The organism is Candidatus Rokuibacteriota bacterium (genome assembly GCA_016188005.1).
In the GTDB taxonomy this organism is placed as follows: Bacteria; Methylomirabilota; Methylomirabilia; order Rokubacteriales; family CSP1-6; genus UBA12499.
Genome location: JACPIQ010000007.1, coordinates 75,740 through 98,161, shown reverse-complemented (window position 1 = coordinate 98,161; position 22,422 = coordinate 75,740). Strand labels below are relative to the sequence as shown.

General features: G+C 68.3%; 22 protein-coding genes. All 22 read left to right on the top strand.

Going from position 1 to position 22,422, the window contains the following annotated elements:
* The first annotated feature begins 77 nt into the window (after positions 1 to 77).
* The 22 genes from cysC to HYV93_01530 all read left to right on the top strand — a co-directional run bounded on the left by cysC (position 78) and on the right by HYV93_01530 (position 22,297).
* Entirely contained in the window at positions 78 to 848 is a 771-nt protein-coding gene (gene cysC, locus HYV93_01635) for an adenylyl-sulfate kinase (GenBank protein MBI2524660.1), read from the top strand.
* A 175-nt stretch (positions 849 to 1,023) separates the two neighbouring features.
* Positions 1,024 to 1,479: a GNAT family N-acetyltransferase gene (locus tag HYV93_01630; GenBank protein ID MBI2524659.1), complete on the top strand. Its 456-nt coding sequence runs from the start codon at positions 1,024 to 1,026 to the stop codon at positions 1,477 to 1,479.
* 51 nt (positions 1,480 to 1,530) lie between these two features.
* Positions 1,531 to 2,547 carry a UDP-N-acetylglucosamine 4,6-dehydratase (inverting) gene (gene pseB / locus HYV93_01625; GenBank protein MBI2524658.1) on the top strand — a complete coding sequence of 339 codons (1,017 nt, stop codon included), beginning with the start codon at positions 1,531 to 1,533 and terminating at the stop codon, positions 2,545 to 2,547.
* Positions 2,548 to 2,592: 45 nt separating this feature from the next.
* On the top strand, positions 2,593 to 3,369 hold the full coding sequence (locus HYV93_01620) for a glycosyltransferase family protein (protein ID MBI2524657.1): 777 nt from the start codon (positions 2,593 to 2,595) through the stop codon (positions 3,367 to 3,369).
* Positions 3,370 to 4,314 carry a Gfo/Idh/MocA family oxidoreductase gene (locus tag HYV93_01615; GenBank protein ID MBI2524656.1) on the top strand — a complete coding sequence of 315 codons (945 nt, stop codon included), beginning with the start codon at positions 3,370 to 3,372 and terminating at the stop codon, positions 4,312 to 4,314.
* 7 nt (positions 4,315 to 4,321) lie between these two features.
* The gene (locus HYV93_01610; protein ID MBI2524655.1) at positions 4,322 to 5,602 is read left to right on the top strand and encodes a DegT/DnrJ/EryC1/StrS family aminotransferase; all 1,281 of its coding nucleotides are present in this window, start codon (positions 4,322 to 4,324) and stop codon (positions 5,600 to 5,602) included.
* Positions 5,574 to 6,665 carry a hypothetical protein gene (locus HYV93_01605; GenBank protein MBI2524654.1) on the top strand — a complete coding sequence of 364 codons (1,092 nt, stop codon included), beginning with the start codon at positions 5,574 to 5,576 and terminating at the stop codon, positions 6,663 to 6,665. Before HYV93_01610 ends, HYV93_01605 begins: the two co-directional genes overlap by 29 nt.
* Before the next feature lie 2 nt (positions 6,666 to 6,667).
* A complete protein-coding gene (locus HYV93_01600) occupies positions 6,668 to 7,249 on the top strand; it encodes a GNAT family N-acetyltransferase (protein MBI2524653.1) in 582 nt (193 codons plus the stop codon).
* Positions 7,250 to 7,256: 7 nt separating this feature from the next.
* Complete coding sequence (locus HYV93_01595; GenBank protein MBI2524652.1) at positions 7,257 to 8,024, top strand: formyl transferase; 768 nt, start codon at positions 7,257 to 7,259, stop codon at positions 8,022 to 8,024.
* A gap of 18 nt (positions 8,025 to 8,042) precedes the next feature.
* Positions 8,043 to 9,104, top strand: a complete 1,062-nt coding sequence (locus tag HYV93_01590) for an N-acetylneuraminate synthase family protein (protein MBI2524651.1) — start codon at positions 8,043 to 8,045, stop codon at positions 9,102 to 9,104.
* A 28-nt stretch (positions 9,105 to 9,132) separates the two neighbouring features.
* The gene (locus HYV93_01585; GenBank protein ID MBI2524650.1) at positions 9,133 to 9,804 is read left to right on the top strand and encodes an acylneuraminate cytidylyltransferase family protein; all 672 of its coding nucleotides are present in this window, start codon (positions 9,133 to 9,135) and stop codon (positions 9,802 to 9,804) included.
* Entirely contained in the window at positions 9,801 to 10,568 is a 768-nt protein-coding gene (locus tag HYV93_01580) for an SDR family oxidoreductase (protein MBI2524649.1), read from the top strand. Before HYV93_01585 ends, HYV93_01580 begins: the two co-directional genes overlap by 4 nt.
* Entirely contained in the window at positions 10,562 to 11,566 is a 1,005-nt protein-coding gene (locus tag HYV93_01575) for a Gfo/Idh/MocA family oxidoreductase (protein ID MBI2524648.1), read from the top strand. The genes HYV93_01580 and HYV93_01575 overlap by 7 nt, the downstream gene beginning before the upstream one ends.
* Before the next feature lie 3 nt (positions 11,567 to 11,569).
* Positions 11,570 to 12,937 carry a hypothetical protein gene (locus HYV93_01570; GenBank protein ID MBI2524647.1) on the top strand — a complete coding sequence of 456 codons (1,368 nt, stop codon included), beginning with the start codon at positions 11,570 to 11,572 and terminating at the stop codon, positions 12,935 to 12,937.
* A 24-nt stretch (positions 12,938 to 12,961) separates the two neighbouring features.
* Positions 12,962 to 14,800, top strand: coding sequence for an ABC transporter ATP-binding protein (locus tag HYV93_01565; GenBank protein MBI2524646.1), 1,839 nt, complete (start codon positions 12,962 to 12,964; stop codon positions 14,798 to 14,800).
* Between the two features lie 18 nt (positions 14,801 to 14,818).
* Complete coding sequence (locus HYV93_01560) at positions 14,819 to 15,187, top strand: cupin domain-containing protein (GenBank protein ID MBI2524645.1); 369 nt, start codon at positions 14,819 to 14,821, stop codon at positions 15,185 to 15,187.
* 18 nt (positions 15,188 to 15,205) lie between these two features.
* Entirely contained in the window at positions 15,206 to 16,084 is an 879-nt protein-coding gene (locus HYV93_01555) for an SDR family oxidoreductase (protein MBI2524644.1), read from the top strand.
* Positions 16,081 to 17,202 carry a hypothetical protein gene (locus HYV93_01550; GenBank protein ID MBI2524643.1) on the top strand — a complete coding sequence of 374 codons (1,122 nt, stop codon included), beginning with the start codon at positions 16,081 to 16,083 and terminating at the stop codon, positions 17,200 to 17,202. The genes HYV93_01555 and HYV93_01550 overlap by 4 nt, the downstream gene beginning before the upstream one ends.
* A 185-nt stretch (positions 17,203 to 17,387) precedes the next feature.
* Positions 17,388 to 18,842 carry a hypothetical protein gene (locus HYV93_01545; protein MBI2524642.1) on the top strand — a complete coding sequence of 485 codons (1,455 nt, stop codon included), beginning with the start codon at positions 17,388 to 17,390 and terminating at the stop codon, positions 18,840 to 18,842.
* A complete protein-coding gene (locus HYV93_01540; protein ID MBI2524641.1) occupies positions 18,842 to 19,999 on the top strand; it encodes a sulfotransferase in 1,158 nt (385 codons plus the stop codon). Before HYV93_01545 ends, HYV93_01540 begins: the two co-directional genes overlap by 1 nt.
* Positions 19,983 to 21,284, top strand: a complete 1,302-nt coding sequence (locus HYV93_01535; GenBank protein MBI2524640.1) for a DUF4910 domain-containing protein — start codon at positions 19,983 to 19,985, stop codon at positions 21,282 to 21,284. Before HYV93_01540 ends, HYV93_01535 begins: the two co-directional genes overlap by 17 nt.
* Positions 21,281 to 22,297, top strand: coding sequence for a class I SAM-dependent methyltransferase (locus tag HYV93_01530; GenBank protein MBI2524639.1), 1,017 nt, complete (start codon positions 21,281 to 21,283; stop codon positions 22,295 to 22,297). The genes HYV93_01535 and HYV93_01530 overlap by 4 nt, the downstream gene beginning before the upstream one ends.
* The last annotated feature ends 125 nt before the right edge of the window (positions 22,298 to 22,422 follow it).

Below are 22,422 nucleotides of genomic sequence, written 5' to 3'. Positions count from 1 at the left end.
CGGCGGGGGAATGGGATATCATCACTGCCAGCGCGGCCCTGGGCGCATCAGCCGCCTGTAAGTGAAGGGCCGGAGGCCTGCCCGTTGAGACCAGGCGTCAGAGGGAGTGGAGGGAACTAAAGATCTTGTGTCCCGGCTGCGTCGTGTGGCTCACGGGGTTGCCTTCTGCCGGGAAGAGCACACTTGCCCGCCTCCTGGAGACGGAGCTGCGCGGGCGGGGGCGGCGGGTCGAGTGTCTCGATGGAGACGCTGTCCGCCTGCGGCTCACGAAAGGCCTCGGATTCAGTCGAGAGGATCGCGACGAGAACGTCCGGCGGGTTGCCTTCGTGGCGCAGCTCCTGGCGCGGAATGAGGTGATCGCGATTGCTGCCCTGATTTCTCCGTACCGCGTTGCGAGAGAAGAGGTGCGGGCCGAGATCGGGCGTTTCATCGAAGTCTACGTCAAGTGCGATGTTGCCGAGTGCATCCGGAGAGACGTCAAAGGGCTCTACAGACGAGCGCTCGCCGGGGAGATCAAGGAGTTCACGGGGATCTCGGATCCCTACGAGCCGCCGCTGGCCCCGGAGGTTGTTGTCGAGACCGATCGCGAGGCGCCCGAGGAGAGCGTGGGGAAGATCCTGGACGCGATGGCATCCCGGGGGTACTTGGGACCGGCGGAGGAACGGGCGGTTCGGCGTGCCGGCGAGGTCCATCCCGACGGCCGATCAGGGAAGCAACTGACGCGGGACGTGCGCAGCACTCAGGCGGGTCGCGATGGTGGGGTGGGCAACGGTGGACTGGACGGGTCTCCGGTGGCTGACGCGCAAGGCGTTCAGTGGGCGGGTCCCGCCCCAGGCGATCCCCCGTGAGGTGAGTGACACGCCCGGGGGCTGTTCCGCGCGTCTGGCGAGGCTGGCCTCGTGGGCCGCCCCGACCGTGGGTAGCATGAGATCCTCGCCCGAGCATCCTCACGAATCCCCTGACAGGAACGCGATGCCGAGGCCACTCAGAACTGGCACGGCGCCGGTGCTGCGCCTTCGGGCGGTGCACGACGAGGACTGCGCCCTGCTCTGGCGGTGGGCAAACGCGCCCGAGGTCAGGGAGGTCTCATTCGAGACCGATCCGATCCCATGGAAGGCGCACGTCGAGTGGTTCAGGACGAAGCGAGCGGATCGTGACTGCCACTTCTACATCGTGACCGAGAAAGACGGATGTCCCGTGGGGTTCGTCAGGTTCGAGGTGGGATCAGACGGTACCGCTGAGGTTGCCATCGTCATCGATGAGGAGCGGAGGGGCAGAGGATATGGCGCCGCGGCGCTCCGGATCGCCTCGGCCCGGTTTCTCGGAGCGACGCGCGCGTCGGAGGTCTTGGCCTACATCAAGCCGACCAATCAGGCCTCCATCCGAGCGTTCGAGCGGGCCGGCTTCCTGCACGCGGGGTCCAGTGCCCTCCGCGGACACGAAGCGGTCTGCATGCGGCTGTCACGGACACGTGCGTAGCACAAGGTCTTATCCCGTCGGCTAGCGGGGCGCGCCCGCAAACGGAGGCGTATGGGGATTTCTGCGATTGGGGGAAAGACGATCCTGTTGACCGGCGGGACCGGATCCTTTGGTCGAAAGTTCGTGGAGGTGGCACTGCGCGACCACGATCCGAAGGTGGTCCGGGTCTACTCGCGGGACGAGCTGAAGCAGCTGGAGATGCAGCGGGAGATCGACGACGACCGGGTCCGCTATTTCATCGGTGACGTCCGCGACAGGGAGCGCCTGCGGCGGGCGATGCGGGGCGTCGAGGTGGTCGTCCACGCGGCCGCGCTGAAGCAGGTCCCCACCGCCGAGTACAACCCGATCGAGGCCGTGAAGACCAACGTGGATGGCGCCGCGAACGTGATCGACGCCGCGATCGACTGTGACATCGAGCGTGGGATCTTCCTGAGCAGCGACAAGGCCGTGCGGCCGATCAACCTCTACGGCGCGACGAAGCTCGTCGCCGAGAAGCTGTTCATTCAGGCGAATTCCTACGTCGGTGGCGGGGCGACCCGGTTCTCCTGCGTACGGTACGGCAATGTCCTCGGCAGCCGGGGCAGCGTGATCCCGCTCTTCCTGACGGCGCGGCGAAACGGCGTGATCCGGATCACCGTTCCGGAGATGACGCGCTTCTGGATCACCCTGGAGCAGGGGGTGCAGTTCGTGATGGACTGTGTCGGTCGCATGGAGGGCGGGGAGGTCTTCGTGCCGAAGCTCCCGGCGATGCGCCTGGAGGATCTCGCCAGGACGATCGCGCCGGAGGCTCGATGGGAGGTCATCGGCATGCGGCCGGGCGAGAAGCTGCACGAGGAGTTGATCACGCGCGAGGAGGCGCCGCGCACCCGGGAGTTCAAGACCTTCTACACGATCGAGCCTGAGCACAGGTTCTGGGGCGTGAGGTCCGACGGAGACCCATCGACCCACGGTCAGCCGTTGCCGCCGGGGTTCGAGTACGTCAGCAACACGGCACCGTGGATGTTGACGCCCGAGGAGCTGCGGGGACACCTCGAAGAGCTCGGGGCGGCGCCTGAAGGGGCGCCCTAGCCGATACCGGCTCGGGCGCCGGTCGGACGGCAGGCGATGCGGGTGGTGGCGACGGTCGAGGCGCGAATGGCGTCGTCCCGCCTGCCCGGCAAGAATGCGCGGCCGATCTTGGGCAGGCCGATGCTGGCGCGCCTCTTGGAGCGCCTGAAGCGGGCGACAGAGGTGGACGTCGTCTGCCTGGCGACCACGGAACAGGCGCTGGACGACGAGCTGGCGGGGATTGCGCGAGAGCAGGGGGCGGCGGTGTTCCGGGGGGCGGTGGACGACGTGCTCTCGCGGGTGCTCGGGGCCGCCGCGTCCGTGAGCGCCGACGCGATCGTCGAGATCACCGGCGACTGCCCCCTGATCGACCCCGCGATCGTGGATGCCGTGATGAGGCGCTACGTGAAGGGCGGGTTCGACTACGTCGCCAACGTCCTCGACGTGCTGACGTTCCCGATCGGCTTCGACGTTCAGGTGTATTCCGTGGACCTGCTGGCAGACGTCGAGCGGCTGGCGCAGGATCCGGAGGATCGGCTCAACGTCACCAGCTTCATCTATCGGCACCCCGACCGGTATCGGCTGCTCAACGTGACCGCGCCGTCGTCATTGAACCGGCCGGCCTACCGGCTCTGCGTGGACTACAGCGAGGATCTCGAGGTCGTGCGCGCCATCTTTGCCGCGCTGTATTCCGCCGACCCCGCGTTCAGTGCCGCGACGATCATCGGTTTCCTGGACCAGCGACCGGATCTCGTCGCGAAGAATACCTGGATGGATGACGCGTTTTCGTTCCCGTCGTCCGGAGGGGCGGCGACCCAGGAGTTGCTCGAGATGGCCCTCTAGATGCGGGCCGTGATCGTCGGGTGCGGTCGGATCGCCGGCGGGTACGGTGAGGGGCACGGCGACGCTATCCTCACGCATGTCGCCGCGTACCGGAAGCTGGGCGTGGACGTTGTCGGCTGTTGCGACCTCGACGGCGCCAGAGCCGAGGCCTTCGCGCGGCGCTGGGGAATCGGCGCAGCGGATGCTCGGTTGGGTCGCCTGCTGGCCTCGACGCAGCCCGACATCGTGAGTGTCTGCACGCCGCCCACGGAGCGCGAGTCCACCCTGCGGACCTTGATCGCGTGCGGGTCCATCCGTGCGGCGCTCTTCGAGAAACCCCTGGCCTCGACCGGCGACCAGGCTGCCGCAATCGCGCGGAGCGCGCGCGCCTGGGGCCGGCCAGTTCTCGTCAACTACTTCCGGGCCTACGACCCCTTCTACCAGCAGCTCGTCCGTGAATGCGCCGGCGGGAGGTTCGGACCCGTGCACGGCATCGTGGTCCGCTACTACGGCTCGGCCGTGGCCAACGCCTCCCACCTCCTGGAGCGGGTGCTCGAGATGCTGGGCGGGCCAGACCATGCCGCGCGCCTGGCCGGAGACGACGAGGCACCCCTGTTCGAGCTGCGGTTCCGCTCGACGGAGGCGCGCGCGCTCTTCCTCCCGACTCCCGGCACCCAGTACGCTCCCATGGAAATGGATCTGTTGTTCGAGGCCGGGAGGATCCGCGTGCTCGACTCGGAGCAGCGGGTGGAGTGGTTCAGGGCGTTCCCCCTCCGGGAATTCGAGGGATACTGTGGTCTCGTGCCCCTCGCGGACGCCCCGACCGAACAGCCCGACTGGCAGGCGATGCTGAACGTGTTCCGGGAGCTCGTGAGGGTCGCGAACAGCGGAAGTGGGGACGAGCGAGGGGTCGAGCGCGCAGTCGCGGTCTCGCGGATCCTCGATACCGTGGGCGCCGGCCGGTGAGGACGGGATGGACGGGCTAGCTCTCCTCGGTGGCCCCCGCGCGGTCCCGGGGCCAATCCCCCGGTACTGCTCCCTTGGGCCGGAAGAGGCGGAGGCAGCGCGCCGGGTCGTCGCGAGCGGCGTCCTGAGCGCCTTCTTCGGCTCCGCCGGAGCCAACTTCCTGGGCGGGCCCGAGGTGAAGGCGTTCGAGCGGGAATGGGCGGATGCCTTCGGGGCGGCGCATGCCGTGTCGGTCAACAGCGCGACGAGCGGACTCATCGCCGCGGTGGGCGCGTGCGGCATCGGCCCCGGCGACGAGGTCATCGTGTCGCCCTTCACGATGAGCGCGTCGGCCAGCTGTGTGCGAGTCCTCGGAGGGACGCCGGTGTTCGCGGATCTGGACGCCGCGACCTTCAATCTCGACCCGCGCAGCGTGGCGGCCTGCATCACGCCCCGGACCCGCGCGATCATCGTCGTGGACCTCGCGGGGCAACCCGCGGACCTGGACGAGCTGCTGGCGCTCGCCCGGCCGCGCGGAATCAGGGTGATCGAGGACGCGGCCCAGGCTCCAGGCGCCCTGTACAAGGGGCGCTGGGCCGGGACCCTCGCCGACATCGGGGTCTTCAGCCTCAACTGTCACAAGACGATCCAGACGGGCGAGGGCGGCGTGTGCTGCACGGATGATGCCGCGCTCGCGCTGCGGTTGCAGCTCATCCGCAACCACGGCGAGGGCGTGGTGGAGGAGATGGGGATCACGCGGGAAGCGGAGCGCCTCCTGGGCTTCAACTTCCGGCTGGGCGAGATCGAGGCGGCGATTGGCCGGGAGCAGCTGAGGAAGCTCGCGCGCCTCACCACGCCGCGCCAGGAGAACGCTCGCGTCTACGACCGGCGCCTCGGCGCCCTGCCCGGGCTCACGGTGCCGCTCGTCAAGCCGGACCGAACGCACGTCTATTACACCTACATGATGCGGATCGATCCGGCCGCCGCGGGCATGAGCCGGCGCCAGGTGGTGCGCGCGCTGGCCGCCGAGGGCGTCGAGTGCTTCGAGGGGTACTGCCGCCCCCTCTACCTGCAGCCCCTCTACCAGGCGGAGTGGTCCGGCAAGGACGGCCGCAAGTACGGATCGGGGCTTTGTCCCGTGACGGAACGGCTGTACCAGGAAGAGGTGTTCTTTCACAGCCTCCTCTACGAGGAGCTGCGGACCCCCTGGGTCGACCAGATCTGTCACGCCTTCGAGAAGGTCTGGGCGCACCGTGACGAGCTCGCGATGATGGAGGACGATGGCGCACGTGCGATTCGCCGCGCGTGATCCCGGGGGGGCGAACGTCATCGCCGGCTTCCTCGGCCGTTGCGGGGCTGACCTCCCGTTCACGTTCGACGTGTGGACCCTCCCCCGGGCGACGGCGATCTTCAGGCGGGGCGGCCTCGACACGCGCGAGTTCAGCGAGGATTTCGACCTCGCGGAGATGGCGGAGGCGTGGACGGCTTCCCCTGCCGACGCCCTCGTCACCGGCACCAGTCATTACGCGGCATTCGAGGCGGGACTCTGGGAGGTCGCGCGGCGGGACGGGTGCCCGTCGCTGGCGCTGAACGATGCGTGGGCGAACCTGTCGGAGCGGTTCGCCGCCGGCCATCCCGACCACGTCGGGGCTGTGGATGCGACGCAGGCCCGTGACCTCGCCCTGCTCGGGTTCCCGCCGGAGCGGATCATCGTGACCGGGCACCCGTGGCTCTCGCCGCTCATCGAGCGGCGCGACGAGCTCATCGCCACGACGGACGTGCCGGGGGACGGCGGCGGGACGCGGGTACTGTTCGTCAGCGAGTGCATCGCCAGCGACGTGGCGCGGGGGGTGCAGGCCGCGTTCGGGTTCGACGAGTTCGACGCCTTCGATCTCGTCTATCGCGCCGCGGCCGTCGCAGCGCGCGGGGACCGACCGGTCCGGCTGATGGTGAAGTGCCACCCGTACGAGGACGTCGAAGCCTTCCGGCAGCGCCTCGAGAGGTATCCCCGGCAGCCCGGGCTGGCGGTCCAGGTCCTCGGTGGGGAGGAGCAACCGTATCGTTGGATCTTGTGGTCGGATGTGGTGACCGGCATGACCTCCACGCTGTTGCTCGAAGCCATCGTGCTCGGTCGGCCAGTCTTGAGTGTCCAGCCCGGATTGGCTCGGGACAACGGCTTCATCGCGGGACGGCTGGGCTTTGCGCCGACGTTGACCGACCCGGCCGAGGCCGAGCGCGTGCTCGCAGAGGTGATCCGGCGCCCTGCCGCTCGCGCTGCCCTCGTCGAGCGCCAGCGACCGTTCATCGAGACGATCCCGGCCGATTCCATCACGCCGGTGATGAACTGGATCCGCGCACACACCGGACGGTGACAGTGGCGACGTCGCCGGTGCTCGAGACGCCGCGCGTGCGGGTCGCGCCCTTCACACTGGAACACGTGACGTCCGGGTACCTGGGGTGGCTGAACGACCCGACCATCGTGCGCTTCAGCGAACAGCGCCATCGGCGGCATACCCGGGAGAGCTGCCGAGCATACATGGAGTCCTTCGATGGCACGGCCAACTATTTCTGGGCCCTGGTCGTGCGGGGCGACGGGCTGGGCTACATCGGGACCATGACCGCGTACACGGACCCGGGCCACGGCGTCGCGGACGTGGGCATCCTGGTCGGCCAAGCCGCCGCGCAGGGTCGGGGCTATGCGGCGGAGGCTTGGCTCGCCGTGTGTGACTTCCTCTTCCGGGTCGCGGGGATGCGCAAGGTCACCGCGGGCACGATTGCGCCGAACGTGGCGATGCTGAATCTCATGAAGCGGGTGGGCATGCGGGAGGACGGCAGGCGCGTGCGCCACCATCTCTGGAACGGGGAGGAGGTTGACGTGATCCACGGGGCCCTCTTCAGCGATGAGTGGCGGCAACGCTGTCCCCACGGGCCGTTCGGTGCGCCCAGTGCGCGGTGACGCGGCAATGAGAATCCTGTTCATGGGGAACAACCGGCTGGCGTGGCGCGTGCTGGAGTGGATGCGAGGCCAGGGCGAGCAGATCGTGGGCCTGGTCGTCCACACCATGGAGCGCCAGCGCTATCGGAATGAGATCGTCGCGGCGTCCGGCGTGGACGCCCGGGGGGTCTTCGAGGGTCCGGATCTGATCGGGCCCGAGACGCTGAGCGCCATTCGCGCGCTCGAGCCCGACCTCGGCGTGTCCGTGCTCTTCGGCCATATCCTCAAGCCGGACCTGCTGGCGGCGTTCCCGCAGGGGTGCATCAACCTCCACCCTGCGCTGCTGCCGCACAACCGCGGAGCGTACCCCAATGTCTGGAGCATCGTGGACAGGGCCCCCGCCGGGGTGACGCTGCACTACATGGACATCGGGATCGACACGGGCGACGTGGTGGTACAGCGCGAGGTGGCGGTCGAGCCGATCGACACGGGAGAGACGCTGTACCGGAAGCTCGAGACCGCCTCCTTCGACCTGTTCACCGAGGCGTGGCCACGGTTCAAGCGAGGGGAGCTGAGGCGCATGCCACAGGATGCGTCCGCCGGGACCTATCACGCGTTGAAGGAGGTCGAGCGGATCGATCGAATCGACCTCGATCGCGACTACAAGGCCCGAGACCTGCTCGATGTCCTGCGTGCCCGGACGTTTCCGCCATATCCGAGCGCCTACTTCGAGGAGGGGGGACATCGTGTCTACGTACGCGTGCAGCTCCAGTACGAGGACGGCGACGCGCAATGAGCGGGAGGACGGGCACCTATGGGCACTGAGGGAGTCCAGGTAAGAATCGGCGACCGCACGCTCGGAGACGGGAACCCCGCCTATCTCGTCTTCGAGGCCGGCGCGACCCACACAGGCCTGGCGTCGGCCAAGGAGCTCGTGCGGGCGGCCGCGAAGTCCGGTGCGGACGCGATCAAGTTCCAGACCATCTTCGTCGATCGGCTGATGTCGTCGCAACCGGTGGCGGTCACGTACACGACGACGACGAAGAGCGTCCAGGAAGACCTGGCCACGATCCTCCGGCGCAGGCAGCTGACGGACCCCGAATGGCTCGAGCTGGCGCGGTACGCGCGGGAGCAGGGGATCACGTTCTTTTCGACGCCGGACTCGCCGCGAAGCGTGGACTTGCTCATCGAGGCCGGCACCCCCTGCATCAAGATCGCGGGCGGGGACATGAACTGCCTGCCGCTGATCCGGTACGCCGCGGAGACCCGGCTGCCGGTGCTGCTCGATACGCGGGGAACGCTCGGGGAGCTGGAGCGCGCCGTCGAGACGTGCCTCCAGGCGGGGAACGAGCAGATCGTCATCGTGTACTGCCCGTCGGGCTACCCGGCCACGGTCGAAGGGGTGAGGCTCAGGAGCATCGAGCTCCTGCGGCGGACGTTCCCGTTCCCGATCGGATTCTCCGACCACTCGCCGGGCATCCACATGAACGTGGCCGCGCTGGCCCTGGGCGCCCACATGATCGAGAAGACCATCACGCTGGACCGTCACCAGGCGAGCATCGAACACGTCATGTCGATCGAGCCCAAGGAGCTGGAGGACTTCATCGTGTGCCTCCGCGAGGTGGAGCGCGCGCTGAGCGGAGACCGCTGGCGGATGATGCCGGGCGAGGAGCGCGACGGCTTGAAGAAGATGCGCCGGAGCGTGACGCTCACCCGCGACAAGGCCGCGGGAGACATCATCACCGCCGATGACATCACCTACAAGCGCCCGGGCTTCGGCATCGCGTCGGAGTTCGCGGGCCTGGTCGTGGGACGCCGGCTCCGGGAGGCGCGCCCCGCGGATTCCATTCTCGCGTGGGAAGACCTGGCGTCGTGACTCCAGGGGAACGGGTGGCGGGCACCCCGTGCTCTGTCTGATCCCGGCCCGGGGCGGCTCCAAGCGGCTCCCGCGCAAGAACCTGCAGGAGATCGCCGGGAAGCCCCTGCTGGCATACACCGTCGAGGCGGCGCTGGGCTCCGGCCTGTTTCGGACCGTGGACGTCTCGACCGAGGACGACGAGATCGCCCAGCTCGCCCGGGCGTACGGAGCTCGCGTCCCGTACCGGCGCCCCGCGGCCCTGGCGACCGACGCCGTGAGCCGGATGGAGGTGCTGTTTCATCACCTCGAGGTCATCGGGCCCGTCCCGGACGACGAGATCGTCGTGGTCCTGCAGGTGACGTGCCCGTTCTGCGGCGCGGGGGATATCGCGGCGGCGGTCCAGCGCTACGAGGCATCGGGCGCCGACACGCTGGTCACGGTCACGGACTTCCCCCACCCGCCGCAATGGGCGCTGCGGGAGGACCATGAGTTCCTCGTCCGCGCGTGGCCGGAGACACCGATGCGGCGGAGCCAGGAGATGGAGCGGCTGTACTGCCCCTCGGGGGCCATTCAGATCGGCCGGGTGGGCGTGGTGCGGCAGCAGGGGACGTTTTACGGCCCCCGCTGCGCCGGGTTCTACATGCCGCGCGAGAAGTCGCTCGACATCGACGAGGAGCTCGACCTCCGCATCGCCCGCGCCCTCATGAAGGGATCGTGAAGGAGCGTTTTTCTCTCGAGGGCAAGGTGGCGGTGGTCACGGGTGGCTCCGGTCGCCTGGGCCGGCCGATCGTCGCCGCGCTCCTGGAGCATGGCGCGCGGGTGGTCTGCGCCGGGCGGCAGCCGGAGCGCGTCCGGGAGCGCCTGGGCGGCCTCGACGAGGGGCGGCTGGACGTGGTCACGCTCGACGTGATCGAGCGCGCTTCCGTCGAGCGCGCCGCCGAGCTGGTCGTGGCCCGCCACGGCACCGTGGACGTCCTCTTCAACCTCGCCGGGCGGTCGGCGACCCTCGCTGCCGAGGACCTCGATGCCGAGACGTGGGACGCCGTGATGGCGGTGAACGTCCGCGGGACCTTCTTCTGCTGCATGGCCTTCGGCCGCCCCATGAAGGAGCAGCGCCGGGGGGCCATCATCAACGTGGGCTCGATCTACGGGACGGTCTCCCCTGATCCGCGGATCTACGAGGGGACGAAGCGGGCGAACGCGATCGTGTACGGTGCGAGCAAGGCGGCGATCATCCAGGTGACGCGGTATCTGGCCGTCCACTGGGCGCCCTACAACATCCGGGTCAACTGCGTCAGCCCTGGAGGCCTCTTCAACAACCAGGAACCACACTTCCTCGAGCGGTATGGCGGCCGGACACCGCTCGGGCGCATGGCCCTGCCGGACGACCTCCAGGGGCTCGCGGTGTTCCTCGCGTCCGACGCGTCGTCGTATGTCACCGGCCAGAACCTGATTCTCGACGGCGGCCTGACCGCGTGGTGATCGGGGCACGGGGTGTGGGCGACTCGATCGGGTTGATCGGATGCGGGTCGATCGGGTCGCGACACGCCCGGAACCTGAGGGAGCTGGGAATCGAGCGCCTGCTGCTCTACGACTCGGACAGGGATCGTGCGGCGTCGCTCGCGGCGGCGGTCGGGGCCGAGTGGGTCGCGTCGGTCGAGGAGGTCCTGCAGGCGCGGCCCCTCGCGGTGCTCGTGTGCACCCCCCCTCACCTCCACGTCCCGGTCAGCCGCCAGGCGATCGCAGCGGGGGCCCACGTCTTCGTCGAGAAGCCGCTGTCCACTTCCCTCGACGGGACCGAGGAGCTCATCGAGGTCGCCGCGCAGGCCGGGAAGCGTGTGATCGTCGGGTGCAACATGCGGTTCCACCCCGGCGTGGCCCAGATCCGCGCGGCGCTCACGAGGGCTGCCGTCGGCCGGCCGTGGTTCTTCAGGGCCCACTATGGGCACTACCTGCCCTTCTGGCGGCCGGGGCAGGACTACCGGCTCAGCCACAGCGGCCACCGTGGGCAGGGCGGCGGTCTCACGATCGAGTGCATTCACGAGATCGACTACCTGCGCTGGCTGGCGGGAGAGGTCAAGGCGGTCGACGCGACCCGGGCGCGGGTCGGCGAGCTCGATATCGAGACCGAGGACTTCGCCTCTCTCACGCTCTCCTTCGAGGCCGGCTGTATGGCGCAGGTACAGCTTGACTGCCTGCGGTGGTTCAAGAGCCGGGGGTGCGAGGTCGTCGGGGAGAACGGGATCGTGGTCTGGGTGAGCCAGGGCCGGGCGCCGGAGGCCGTCGAGGTCCGCTTTTTCGACAAGAACCGACGGCGATGGGAGAGCCTGTACCGCGAGGACGCCTACGACGGCAACCTTATGTACGTAGAAGAGATGCGTCAGTTCCTCGACTGCCTGTCTGGCGCTTCCACGGAACTGCTCGACGTCGCGGATGCCCGGCGCGTGCTGGAGATCGCCCTGGCCGCGTCGACCGGTTGATCCATGAGAGCGATCTTCGTCACCCGGCTCTCGAACCGGCAAACGCAGCTGATCAATCAGCTGATCGAAGCGCTGAACGTCACCGATATTGGTCTCTATCTCACCGTGGATCGGTCACGGCTACGGCGGGAACGGGACGCCGGACGCAATCTCGATCGCTTGCTGGTCCGGCCCAGCCGCATCGTCACGTACACGAACCCGCCGCCGCTGCCGCGCCCGCGCGCCGACATGTCGGTGCTCCGGCGGTTCGAAGATTCGGCTCACGGCCCGTGGATCTGGCGACTGCTCCACGCGGATGGACAGCTCCTCGGGGGGGGCGTCAGCCAGCGGGAACTGACCTACGAGCCGCGCACCCGGGACACGCGGCGGCTGCTGGCGCTCGCAGATGGGTTACTCGTGGGGATCGAGGATCTGTTCCGCGCGATCCAGCCGGACTTCGTCTACGGACCCGAGACCGACAAGCTCGGCGCGCTCCTGCTGAAGGCGTACGCCATGAGCCAGGGGATCCCGTCGTTCCGGTTCTCGACCACCCGGCTCGGGAACTACCTGGGAGTCAACGCCGACGTCGGCGATACCCTCTGGCGGGTCCCGGAGGTCTACGAGGCGTATTCCGACGGCCGGGAAGCCGCTGAAGAGCGCCGTGACGCGGCGAGACGGCTCGTGGAGCCGGCCGGAAACCTGACGGCGCGCACCTATGCCTTCGGCGCGCCGCGCGCTCGATCGCTGGTGCGCCGCGGCCTCGCGGGACTCCAGCCGTATCGCGTGACCCGCGCATTCCGCAAGGTGATCACGCAGGGCGCGTTCTCTCGCGCATACATCAGAGAGCTGTCGCAGGCGTACTTGTACTTCCCCCTGCATGAGGAACCGGAGGCGGGCCTCAAGCTCTACTCGTACTGGGAGCAAGATCAGGTGGAGTGCATCGCCAAGATCTCTCGCGCCGTGGACATGCGATACATGGTGTACGTGAAGGAGCATCCGGTGATGCACCTCCGAAAGCTGTCGCACTACCGGGAAATGCTGCGCTACCCGAACGTGCGCCTCATGTCGCCGCGGATTCACGGCAAGGAGGCGATCCGCCGCTCGTGCGGGGTTCTGACCATCAGCGGTACCGCAGGGCTCGAAGCCATCGTCATGGGAAAGCCGGTCGTGATCTTCGGCGGTGCCTCGTGGGATATCCTGAAATCGGTCCTGGTCGTCAGGGACTACTCGACGGCGCCTGCGCGCATGCGCGAGTACCTCGAGGCGTTCGACCCCGCTTCGGCGCGAGCCGATCTGGAGCATTACGCTCTCGCCATCCTCGACGTGTGCCGCCCGGCCGACGACGTGGTCGGACTCGGGGAGATGGCGCGGGAATTCCTGAAGAGCTGCTAGACGGCGAGAGGGAGCGATGGACGCGTGACTGGACGGCGGACGGTGCGGGGCTTCAGGGGGCGGGTCGCGTCGCGAGCGGCCCTGGCCCGCTCGCTGCGCGTGCGACCTCGGAAGGCTGTCGTGCTCGTCGGGTTGACTCTCCTGTATGCGGTGTTCGAAGGGTTCGGGGTCGGGTCGTTGCTGCCCATCCTGCAGTTCATCGAGTCCGGCCTGCCTGCCAGACCGAACGTCTACTGGAGGGCGGTGACGGCGATCTGTGCGACCGTCGGCGTGGCTCCGAGCTTTGCGATTCTGCTTCTCCTTGCGGTGGTGCCGATCGGACTCCGCCAGCTGTTCATGTACGTTCGCACGGCGTACGCCGCCGACATCCAGCGGGATGCGAGCGCGCGCCTGCGGAGCGAGACGCTCACGAGCTTCATCGAGGCGGACTTCGGCTTTCACCTCGCTGCCGGGCACGGCCGTCTCGTGAACGCGCTGACGCTCGACGCGCAACGCGCGAGCAACGGGCTCCTCCATGCCACCGAGCTGCTTGCGGCCGCCGCGCTCATCGCCGTCTACGTGGCATTGCTGGTTCTGGTGTCCCCGCCGCTGACCGGTCTGGTCACCGGGCTCTTGATTCTGAGCGGCGTCGTCATCAGGGGCAAGTTCCCGACGGCACGGGCGCTGGGCAAAGCGGTCTCGGAGCTGAACAACGCCTACACCGCGATCGTCGACGAGAAGCTGTCGGGCATCCGCCTGGTCCGCATGTCCGGACAGGAGCAGGTCGAAGCCCGGAAGGGCAGCCTGGTGTCCGCCGGGCTGGCGGCACGCATCGCCCTGATCGTGCGCAACCAGGCGAGCATGGAGGCGCTGGTCGAGCTGCTGCTCATCTTCGGCACGTTCCTCATCTTGTTCCTGGCGGTGGAGGCCCTCGGCCTGACGCTCGCGAGCCTGGCCCTCTTCAGCTTCGTCATCCTGCGTTTGATGCCAGTGATCCGGCGGGCCAACGGCAGCGCCCACCAGCTCGCGGCCCTGGCCGGCAGCCTTGGCTCGATCGAGCAGCTCATTCGCGACGCGAACCGGGCGCGGCAGAGCCCCGGCGGCCGCCGGCCGTTCGAGGGTGTGCGAGAAGCCATTGCGTTCGACGGCGTGACATTCTCCTATCCCACGGGCGCCGTGCCCGCGCTACGGGAGGTGTCGCTGACCATCCCGGCGCGGCGGACCACGGCGCTCGTCGGACCGTCCGGCGCGGGGAAGTCGACGCTCATGGACCTGATTCCACGCCTCTACGAGCCGATGCGCGGGCGCGTGCTCATCGATGGAGTCCCGGTCCAGGAGTACGATGTCGTGTCGCTGCGGCGGAAGATCGGGTTCGTCAGCCAGGACACCGTTCTGTTTCGCGACACGATCCGGAACAATCTGACCTTCGGCCTCGACGGCTGCTCGGATGCTGCGGTCTCCGAGGCGCTCGCGCGGGCCGGGCTCCAGGAGTTCGTCGACTCGCTCCCCGACAGGTGCGAGACGATGATCGCCGATCGCGGACTCAGGCTGTCCGGCGGCCAGCGCCAGCGCCTGGCCCTCGCGCGGGTCTTCCTCCAGGACCCGGACGTGTTGATCCTCGACGAGCCGACGAGCGCCCTCGACGCCCTGTCCGAGGAGCACGTGAGCCGGACGTTGCGGCAGATGCACGGGAGCAAGACGATCGTGGTGATCGCCCACCGACTGGCCACGATCGAGCACGCCGATCAGATTGCCGTCATGGCAGATGGGATGGTGACGACGGTGGGCGACCACCGGACGGCGCTGGCCCGCGACCCACTCTACGCTCGTCTGTTCGCCGGCGAGCAGGCGCTGTCGGGAGCCACGGAGCCGCGCCGCCTCTAGCGGCGGCGGGCGTGTCCCATGGATATCGTGCCTCCGTATGTCAGCCGGACCGACGCGCGTGGGTTGTTCCGCGGAATCGCGCGGGTAGACTGGGGGCGCGAGCTGAACTATGTGGAGAGCGCGGCGGGCGCGTCCCGGGGCCACCACTATCACAAGACGTCATTGGAGTTGTTCTTCATCCTCGACGGCGAAGTGGCCGCCACCTTCGTTGACGTCGCCAGCGGCGCGACTGACCGGCGACGATTCGTGAAGGGCGACGCGTTCGTGGTGCGGCCGTTCGAGGCGCACCGGCTCGACGCGGTCACGGACGCGCGCTGGATCCAGCTGATCTCGAGCGAGTACGACGACGCTGCCCCGGACATGTACCCGTTTCACGTCCCCGACTGAAGGGAGGCCCTTCCGCACATGGAGAGATGGCTGATCACGGGCGCGGGCGGGTTCATCGGCCGGGACCTCGTTCGTCGGTTCGCGCGCGCGGCGGAGATCGTGGCGACCTGCCGCACGGATGGAGCGGGCGCGGGCAGCCAGTCGCTGGACGTCACCGACATGGCGCGCGTGCGTGCCGTGTTCGCCGCGCACGAGCCCACCGTCGTCGTGCACCTCGCGGCCATGAAGGACGTCCATGCGTGCGAGCGCCAGGTGGAGGAGACGGTGCGCGTGAACGTCCTGGGGACCCGGAACATCGTGGAGATGTGCGCCGCATACGGGGCGTTCCTCGTGTACGTCTCGTCGGACTACGTCTTCAAAGGCGACAGAGGGGGCTACCGCGATGGGGATGCCCGTGAGGCGACGACGGTCTACGGCGCGAGCAAGAAGTTGAGCGAGGACCTGATCCTCGAGCGGGACGTGGATGCGGCGATCTGCCGAACCGGTGGGGTGTATGGGGCGCCGGGGCCGCGGCGGAACCTCGTCGCCTGGGTTCTCGACACGCTTCGGAAAGGCGAGCAGATCGCGGCGTACGCCGACGTGTTCAACACGCCGACCCTCCTTGACGATCTGGGCGAGGCGATCCGCCTGGTGATACGGGAGCGCCTCCGGGGCGCCGTGCAGGTGGCGGGAGCTGATCGAGTGAACCGTCACGAGTTCCTCTCGGGCATGGCCGCGGCCCTGGGCTTCGGGGAGCACCTCGTGGCGGCCTCGGAGTGCGACGACCCGGTGATCCCCCGCGACCTGTCGATGGTGTCGAGTCCCCGCGTCCTCGAGCTGGGCCTGTCGCCGTGCGGGGTCTCCGCGGGTCTCCAGCGCCTCCGCCGCGCGCTGGAGGCCAACGGTGACCGCCGATGAGCGTGTGCCTCATCCTGACGACCATCGCCGTCCCGACCGTCCTCGAGTCCTACCGCAGGAACGCGACGCGCTTCGGCCATCGCCGGATCAGCTGCGTGGTCATCGGCGACCGCAAGACGCCGCCGGAGGCCGAGGAGTATTGCCGGAAGGTGTCCGGCCCGGACTTCGAGGTCACGTTCCTCGACTGCGAGCGACAGGAGAGGGAGCTCGGCAAGTTCCCGCGCCTGCTCGAGCTGCTGCCATACGACTCGTACGAACGCAAGAACCTGGGGTACCTCTGGGCCTACCTCGCGGGCCACTCGGTCTTCGTGGACATCGATGACGACAACTACGCGACCGATGAGGACGATTTTTTCGGGGCGCTGGCTACGGTGGGGAGCGAGGTGACGCTCAGGGCGGTGAGTTCCGCCACGGGGTTCGTCAACGTCTGTGCCCTGCTGCGCGCGGAGCGTCGCTTCTACCCGCGCGGCTTCCCGGTCGACCGGCGCTGGCAGGACGAGCGGTGGACGATCGGCGTACGCCGTGGGCGGCACGTCGTCGCGGCGGGCTTGTGGCTCGAGACCCCCGACGTCGACGCCACCGCGCACCTGGAGGGAGGTGTCCGCACGACGGGATTTGACGACCGCCTCGGCCAACAGGTCACGCTGGCTCCGGGCATGCTCTGCCCGATCAACAGCCAGGCAACCGCCATCCACCGTGATCTCCTGCCGGCCATGTTCCTGCCGCTGATGGGCGGCCGGCTCTACGGACAGGTGATTGGCCGCTATCAGGATATCTGGCGCGGGTACTTCCTGCAGGCTCTCGTGGACGCGCTCGACGGCGTGGTCAGCTGGGGGCAGCCACTCGTGGTGCAGCACCGAAACCCGCACGACTACCTGGTGGACCTGCGGGCGGAGCTTCCCGGCATGCTCCTGACGCCCCGTCTCCTCGACACGATGAGAGCGGTGCAGCTCCGGGGGCCGGCTTGTCTCGACGCCTACGACGGGCTCGTGAGAGGGCTCCGCGCTGGGCTGCAGGACGCGCCGCGCTACTCGGCCGACGAGCGGCAGCTGATCGCCGGCCTGGTCGACGGGATGGAGATCTGGAGTGAGGTGTGTTCGCAGGTGTACAGGGCGTGACGGCGCTGCGCGCCGTGCTCAGGAACGCCCGTCGCTTCCTCTATTCCCCTCCCTCCGCGCAGCAAGAGGCGTTCATTCGGGCGAACCGCCGTCAGCGATGGTGGGCGGAGGCGTGGGGCGACGGCCGGTCGGGGTATGTGTTGGTCGACGGCATGCATCGCTTCTCGCACCACATGATGGCCTCGATGGTGAAGGCGAGGGCGCTGGCGAGCGTGTACGGATTCGCGCCGCTGGTGCTCCTGGCGCGGAACAGCCGGTGGGCCGAACCGTACCGACGCGTGTTCGAGTCGTTCGGCGTGAGGGACTTCGACGGGGTCCACCTGCACTACTACAGCCCCCTTGCGCTGCTGCGCTATCTGCCGCAGGCGCTGGTGCAGCTCGCGCGGCTGCGCACGGCCGATGATGTCCTCCGGTTCTCGGTGGACGGCATTCCCATGGGCGACCTGATCTACGACGAGGTGCTCCGCAACACGCCGGGGACCTACACGGTCCGCGGGAGAAGCCTGGCGCTGTTGAGAGCGCTCCTGGCCTTCAACGGGATGTATGTGAAGGCCCGGCGGCTCTTCCAGCGCCGGGATGTCCGCTATCTGCTGATGAGCCATGTCTCATACGTGCGCTTCGGCGTGCTCTGCCGCGTCGCGGGCGCGCGGAACGTGCCCGTCATCCGCGACTACCGGCGCTACGCGGGCGTGGAAGACCTGCGCGAGCACTTCCGACAGCCCGATCCGGCCACGATCGCGGGGCTGGCCGAGCACATGGGTGAGGAGTGCGAGCGATTCGCCGACGATTACTTGAGCCGCCGCCTGGCGGGCAAGGTGATGGACTCCCAGGCGGGGACCCGGACCGCCTATGCCGGCAAGCGTCGCTACAGCCGGGACGAGCTCTTCGGCCGCGTCGGGATGGATCCGGGCAAGGCCCTCGTCGTGGTACTGCCCCATATCTTCTCGGACGCGCCACGCAACGATGTCGGGATGATCTACCGGGACTTCTACGAGTGGTTCGTCGATACGCTCGCGGTGGCGCGCGAGGTGGAGGACGTGAACTGGCTCATCAAGGAGCATCCGTCGGCCCGCCTGTACCGGGAAGAGGGCCTGACCGCGACGGTGGTCCGGAGGTGCGGTGGCCGGAATATCTTCGTTGCGCCGCCGGATCTTCACACGGCGAGCGCGGCGCTGGAGGCCCGGTGCCTGGTGATGGTTCGCGGCACGGCAATGGTCGAGTATGGCTGCCTCGGGATCCCGACCGTCAAGGCGGGCCGGTCGTTCTACCGGGATCTCGGGTACGCGTACGACACGAGCAGCGTGGCCGAGTACCGGGAGCTGCTGCGACGCACCGGCCAGCTGCCGCGGCTCACACCCGAGCAGATCCAGATGGCCAAAGCGACGCTCTTCTGGCGGGAGGTCTGCACCACGATCCCGAGTCGGATCGTGCCGCCGAACCGCGCGAGTCTCGACCCGCGCGAGCGCGAGGCGGGTGAGAGCCGGAACTTCCAGCACATGGCGGAATGGGTCGAGCATCCGCCGAATCCTCTCGCGAGCGATCCGTTCTACCGGAGCTTCGAGCAGTTCGCCGCCCGGGATGACCGCCGGTTCTGGCTCGAGGTCCCCGAATCGGTCCACGTCGCGGCGGGGAGGGACTAGTGCAGCTCGTGTTCATCACCGGCATGTTTCGCTCGGGAACGTCGCTCCTGGCCCGGTGCGTGGACGGGCATCCGCGCGTGACCATCGCCCCGGACGCCTACCTGGACGTCTTCAAGCTCCTGCGGAACAAGATCTACTCCCGGCACGGCGTGGAATGGGAGCGCGACGCCCCGCTGCCCGACAACTTCTTCAATCCGCACGAGGAGGCCCAGGCGGCCGTCCAGGCGTCAGCCATGGACGTCGAGGTGTCTGCCGAGGACCTCGCTCACCTGACGACTCGCGTCGCCACCCGCTGCGCCCTCTTCTCCCCCGCCGTGATCCCCCACCTCGCCGAGGTGCGGCCCGGCCTCCTGCGGGACGTCTTCTGGCAGCTGCTGGAGATCGTTCGCATCGCGTACGGCGGCCCGGACACCCTGTATGTCGGCACCAAGGACGCCTGGTGCGAGGAGTTCATCCGGCCGCTGGTGAATGCGTTCCCCGACGCGAAGGTCCTCCACATCGTCCGGGATCCGCGGGCGACGATCGCCTCGAAGAAGGCCCGGGGCAGCGGCATGTACCCGATCCTCTTCCTGATTCGCCACTGGCGAAAGACCTACGCCTATCATCTGCTGAACCGCCACCTGACCGACAACTACATGATGCTTCGCTATGAGGACATCATCGCCTCGCCCGAACGGGAAATGCGCCGCGTCTCGGAGGCGCTCGGGGTCGCGTATACGCCCTCGATGGTCGACCCGAGCCACTTCAGTGACGGGAAGGGCGGTCGGTGGACACAGAACTCCTCCTACGGGACCTCGACGGAGATCACCGGGAGATTCGCCGACCGGTGGAAGACGGTGCTGACGCCGACGGAGCTTCGGTTCATCGAGGAGCTGTGCGAGTTCGAGATGGAGCGCCTGGGCTACGCGCGGCTGACCGAGCCGGATTTCCCGGCGACGATCGCGGCCCCCCCAGAGTACCCGCGCGCCGAGCTCGCGGAGTGGACGCTGCGGTACTTCGATCCGAAGCCGAGCGGGGCGGACATGCTGCAGGAGGCCGTGCGGCGCTGCGTGCTCCAGGATGCCCTCTTGCAGGCGGATCGCGCGCTCGTGCGGCGCGCGTTCATCACCGGGGAGTTCTTCGTCAGCTCCGGCGAGGCCCATGCGCCCGTCCGCTGACGCGCTGGCCCGGATGCGGCGGTTCATCGAGGCCACCTGGAGACTGAACCGCGTCGCCGTGTCCCGGGATGCCACGCGCACCTGCGAGATCATCGCGGAGGAGATCGGGGGCGAAATCCTGCGGGTACCGTCCGGGAGCGAATGCCTCACCTGGATCATCCCCCCTCGATGGGAGGTGGAGGAAGCGTACGTCGAAACGCTCGACGGGGAGCGCATCCTCGACTACCGGGACAACCCCCTGCACGTCTGCCTCTACTCGGCCCCGTTCGAGGGGGTGCTCGACCTCGAGGAGCTACGGCCCCACCTCCACAGCTCCGAGGCGATGCCCGACGACATCCCGTTCCACAACCGGTGGACGTACCGGCCGGGGGACTTCACGGAGTGGGGGTTCTGTCTGCCGCACAACCGGTACCGACGGCTCCGCCCGGCCCGATACCGGGTGGTCCTGCGTGCGACGTTCCAGCCGGGGGAGATGGCCGTGCATCACGCCTCGGCGCGCGGACAGCATGAGAACACCCTGTTCGTGTTCGCGCACACATGCCATCCGGGGCAGGTGAACGACGGGGTCGCCTGCATCGCCGTCGCCATGGAGCTGTTCCGCGGGCTCGTGCGCCGCCGCGAGGGGCTGCGCTACTCCTACCGGGTGATCTTCGGTCCCGAGTATCACGCCGCTGCGGGCTACCTGACCCATGCGAAGGGCATCGAGCACCTCCGGTACGGCATCTCGCTGGACATGATGGCCAACTACCAGCCGCTGGGGTTCTCGCGATCCTTCCTGGGCGACACGTACCTCGACAAGGCCACCCGGAACGTGATGGCCCATCATGTCCCCGGGTCGTTCGAGCGCGCCTACCGCGACCTGTGGGGCAACGACGAGATGTTCTACGATGGCCCGGATTTCAGGATCCCCGTGGTGACCATCGGTCGGGACAAGTTCCCTGCCTACCATCACAGCTCGGACGACCTCGAACACTGCAACTGGGCGCAGATGGAGGACACGCTGTCCGTGCTCCAGCGACTCGTGCAGGTCTTCGAGACGGACCGGCGGCTCCGGCGGAGGTACCGGGGACCGCTCTACCTGTCGCGATACGGTCTCTACATCGATCCGAAGAAGGAGCGCGCCGGGGCCCGGGCCCTGCAGCAGATCCAGATCCTGATGGACGGCGAGCGGTCGTACCTGGAGATCGCGGATGCGCTCAAGATCGATTTCGAGTTCGTGCGCCGGTTCGGCGACGAGCTGCTGCAGCTCGGGCTGGCCGAGGAAGACCCGACATTCGCCCCGTGAACGGCCCGCCCGAGTCCGTCCGGTACGGCAAGCCGATCGACTATTCGCGCTTGAAGCCGCGGGTGATGGCCGACGTTCGGGCGACGATCGAGCGCATCCGGGCGCTGGCCGAACACTTCCGGCCCCGGGCGGTCCGAGAGCTCGACGCCTGCCCGCTGTGCGACGCCAAGGACATTCACCCCTATGTCCACGTGTTCGGCTATCCGTACTACCGGTGCGAGCGCTGCTCTCTCGTGTTCCTCCAGCGGCGCCTGAGCCCGGAGGCGCTCATCGCCTACTGGCGCGAGGGCTCGACCAGCGACACGTACGCGGACCCCGAAACGTACCGGTACCGGCGGGAACAGGTGGCGCGCCCCAAGGTAGACTTCGTGCTGGGCCAGTGGAGCGGGGCACGGGGGCGCTGGCTGGACCTCGGCGCGGGCATCGGGGACACGGTGTCCCTGGTGAGCGAACACGGCTGGCAGGGGGTCGGGCTCGAGGTTTCGGCGACCTGTCGCGCTTTCGCGCGTGACGTGCTGGGCGTGGATCTCCTCGACCAACCGATCCAGGAGCACGCCCGGGTGGTGGAGCCCGGTCACTACGACGTGGTGTCGGCCATCGGGTACCTGGAGCACGTGGACCGCCCAGCCGAGGAGATCGGGCTGGCGGCTCGCGTCCTCAGAGCCGGCGGTCTCTTCCTGATGTTCAATCCGAACTGGCAGTCGCTCAGCATGGCGCTGGCCCAGAAGAACCCCGACAACCTCTATCGGTTCATCCATCCCCCGGCTTCCACCCACGTCTACAGCGAAGCCACCCATGAGTTCATCTGCCGGGAGTTCGGCTTCCGCATGCGGGCGCAGTGGTTTTTCGGGATGGACGCATTCGAGCTGCTCAACCAGCTCGTGTCGCTCGGACGACTCGAGCCGGACTCCGCGGAGTACCGCGCCCTTCATTCCTCCATCTCGGAGATCCAGCTGGCGATCGATCGAATGCGAACGTGCGACTACATCCATGTCCTTCTGGAGAAACGATGAGATGAAAGGTCGCGGCCTGACGCGAAGCGCTTGAGGCGGATCATTCTTGAGCACAACCGCCTCGAGCCCCGGTCAACGGCTGGCCCCACGCCGAGAGGTCGCAGGCATACCGAACCGTTTCGAGT

What these genes read in the sequence shown, in the direction of transcription:
- pseB (MBI2524658.1), top strand. Translation starts at nt 1,531, where the DNA reads ATGGGGATTTCTGCGATTGGGGGAAAGACGATCCTGTTGACCGGCGGG.
- HYV93_01615 (MBI2524656.1), top strand. Translation starts at nt 3,370, where the DNA reads ATGCGGGCCGTGATCGTCGGGTGCGGTCGGATCGCCGGCGGGTACGGT.
- HYV93_01610 (MBI2524655.1), top strand. Translation starts at nt 4,322, where the DNA reads ATGGACGGGCTAGCTCTCCTCGGTGGCCCCCGCGCGGTCCCGGGGCCA.
- HYV93_01605 (MBI2524654.1), top strand. Translation starts at nt 5,574, where the DNA reads ATGGCGCACGTGCGATTCGCCGCGCGTGATCCCGGGGGGGCGAACGTC.
- HYV93_01595 (MBI2524652.1), top strand. Translation starts at nt 7,257, where the DNA reads ATGAGAATCCTGTTCATGGGGAACAACCGGCTGGCGTGGCGCGTGCTG.
- HYV93_01590 (MBI2524651.1), top strand. Translation starts at nt 8,043, where the DNA reads ATGGGCACTGAGGGAGTCCAGGTAAGAATCGGCGACCGCACGCTCGGA.
- HYV93_01570 (MBI2524647.1), top strand. Translation starts at nt 11,570, where the DNA reads ATGAGAGCGATCTTCGTCACCCGGCTCTCGAACCGGCAAACGCAGCTG.
- HYV93_01560 (MBI2524645.1), top strand. Translation starts at nt 14,819, where the DNA reads ATGGATATCGTGCCTCCGTATGTCAGCCGGACCGACGCGCGTGGGTTG.
- HYV93_01555 (MBI2524644.1), top strand. Translation starts at nt 15,206, where the DNA reads ATGGAGAGATGGCTGATCACGGGCGCGGGCGGGTTCATCGGCCGGGAC.
- HYV93_01550 (MBI2524643.1), top strand. Translation starts at nt 16,081, where the DNA reads ATGAGCGTGTGCCTCATCCTGACGACCATCGCCGTCCCGACCGTCCTC.
- HYV93_01545 (MBI2524642.1), top strand. Translation starts at nt 17,388, where the DNA reads ATGGTGAAGGCGAGGGCGCTGGCGAGCGTGTACGGATTCGCGCCGCTG.
- HYV93_01535 (MBI2524640.1), top strand. Translation starts at nt 19,983, where the DNA reads ATGCGCCCGTCCGCTGACGCGCTGGCCCGGATGCGGCGGTTCATCGAG.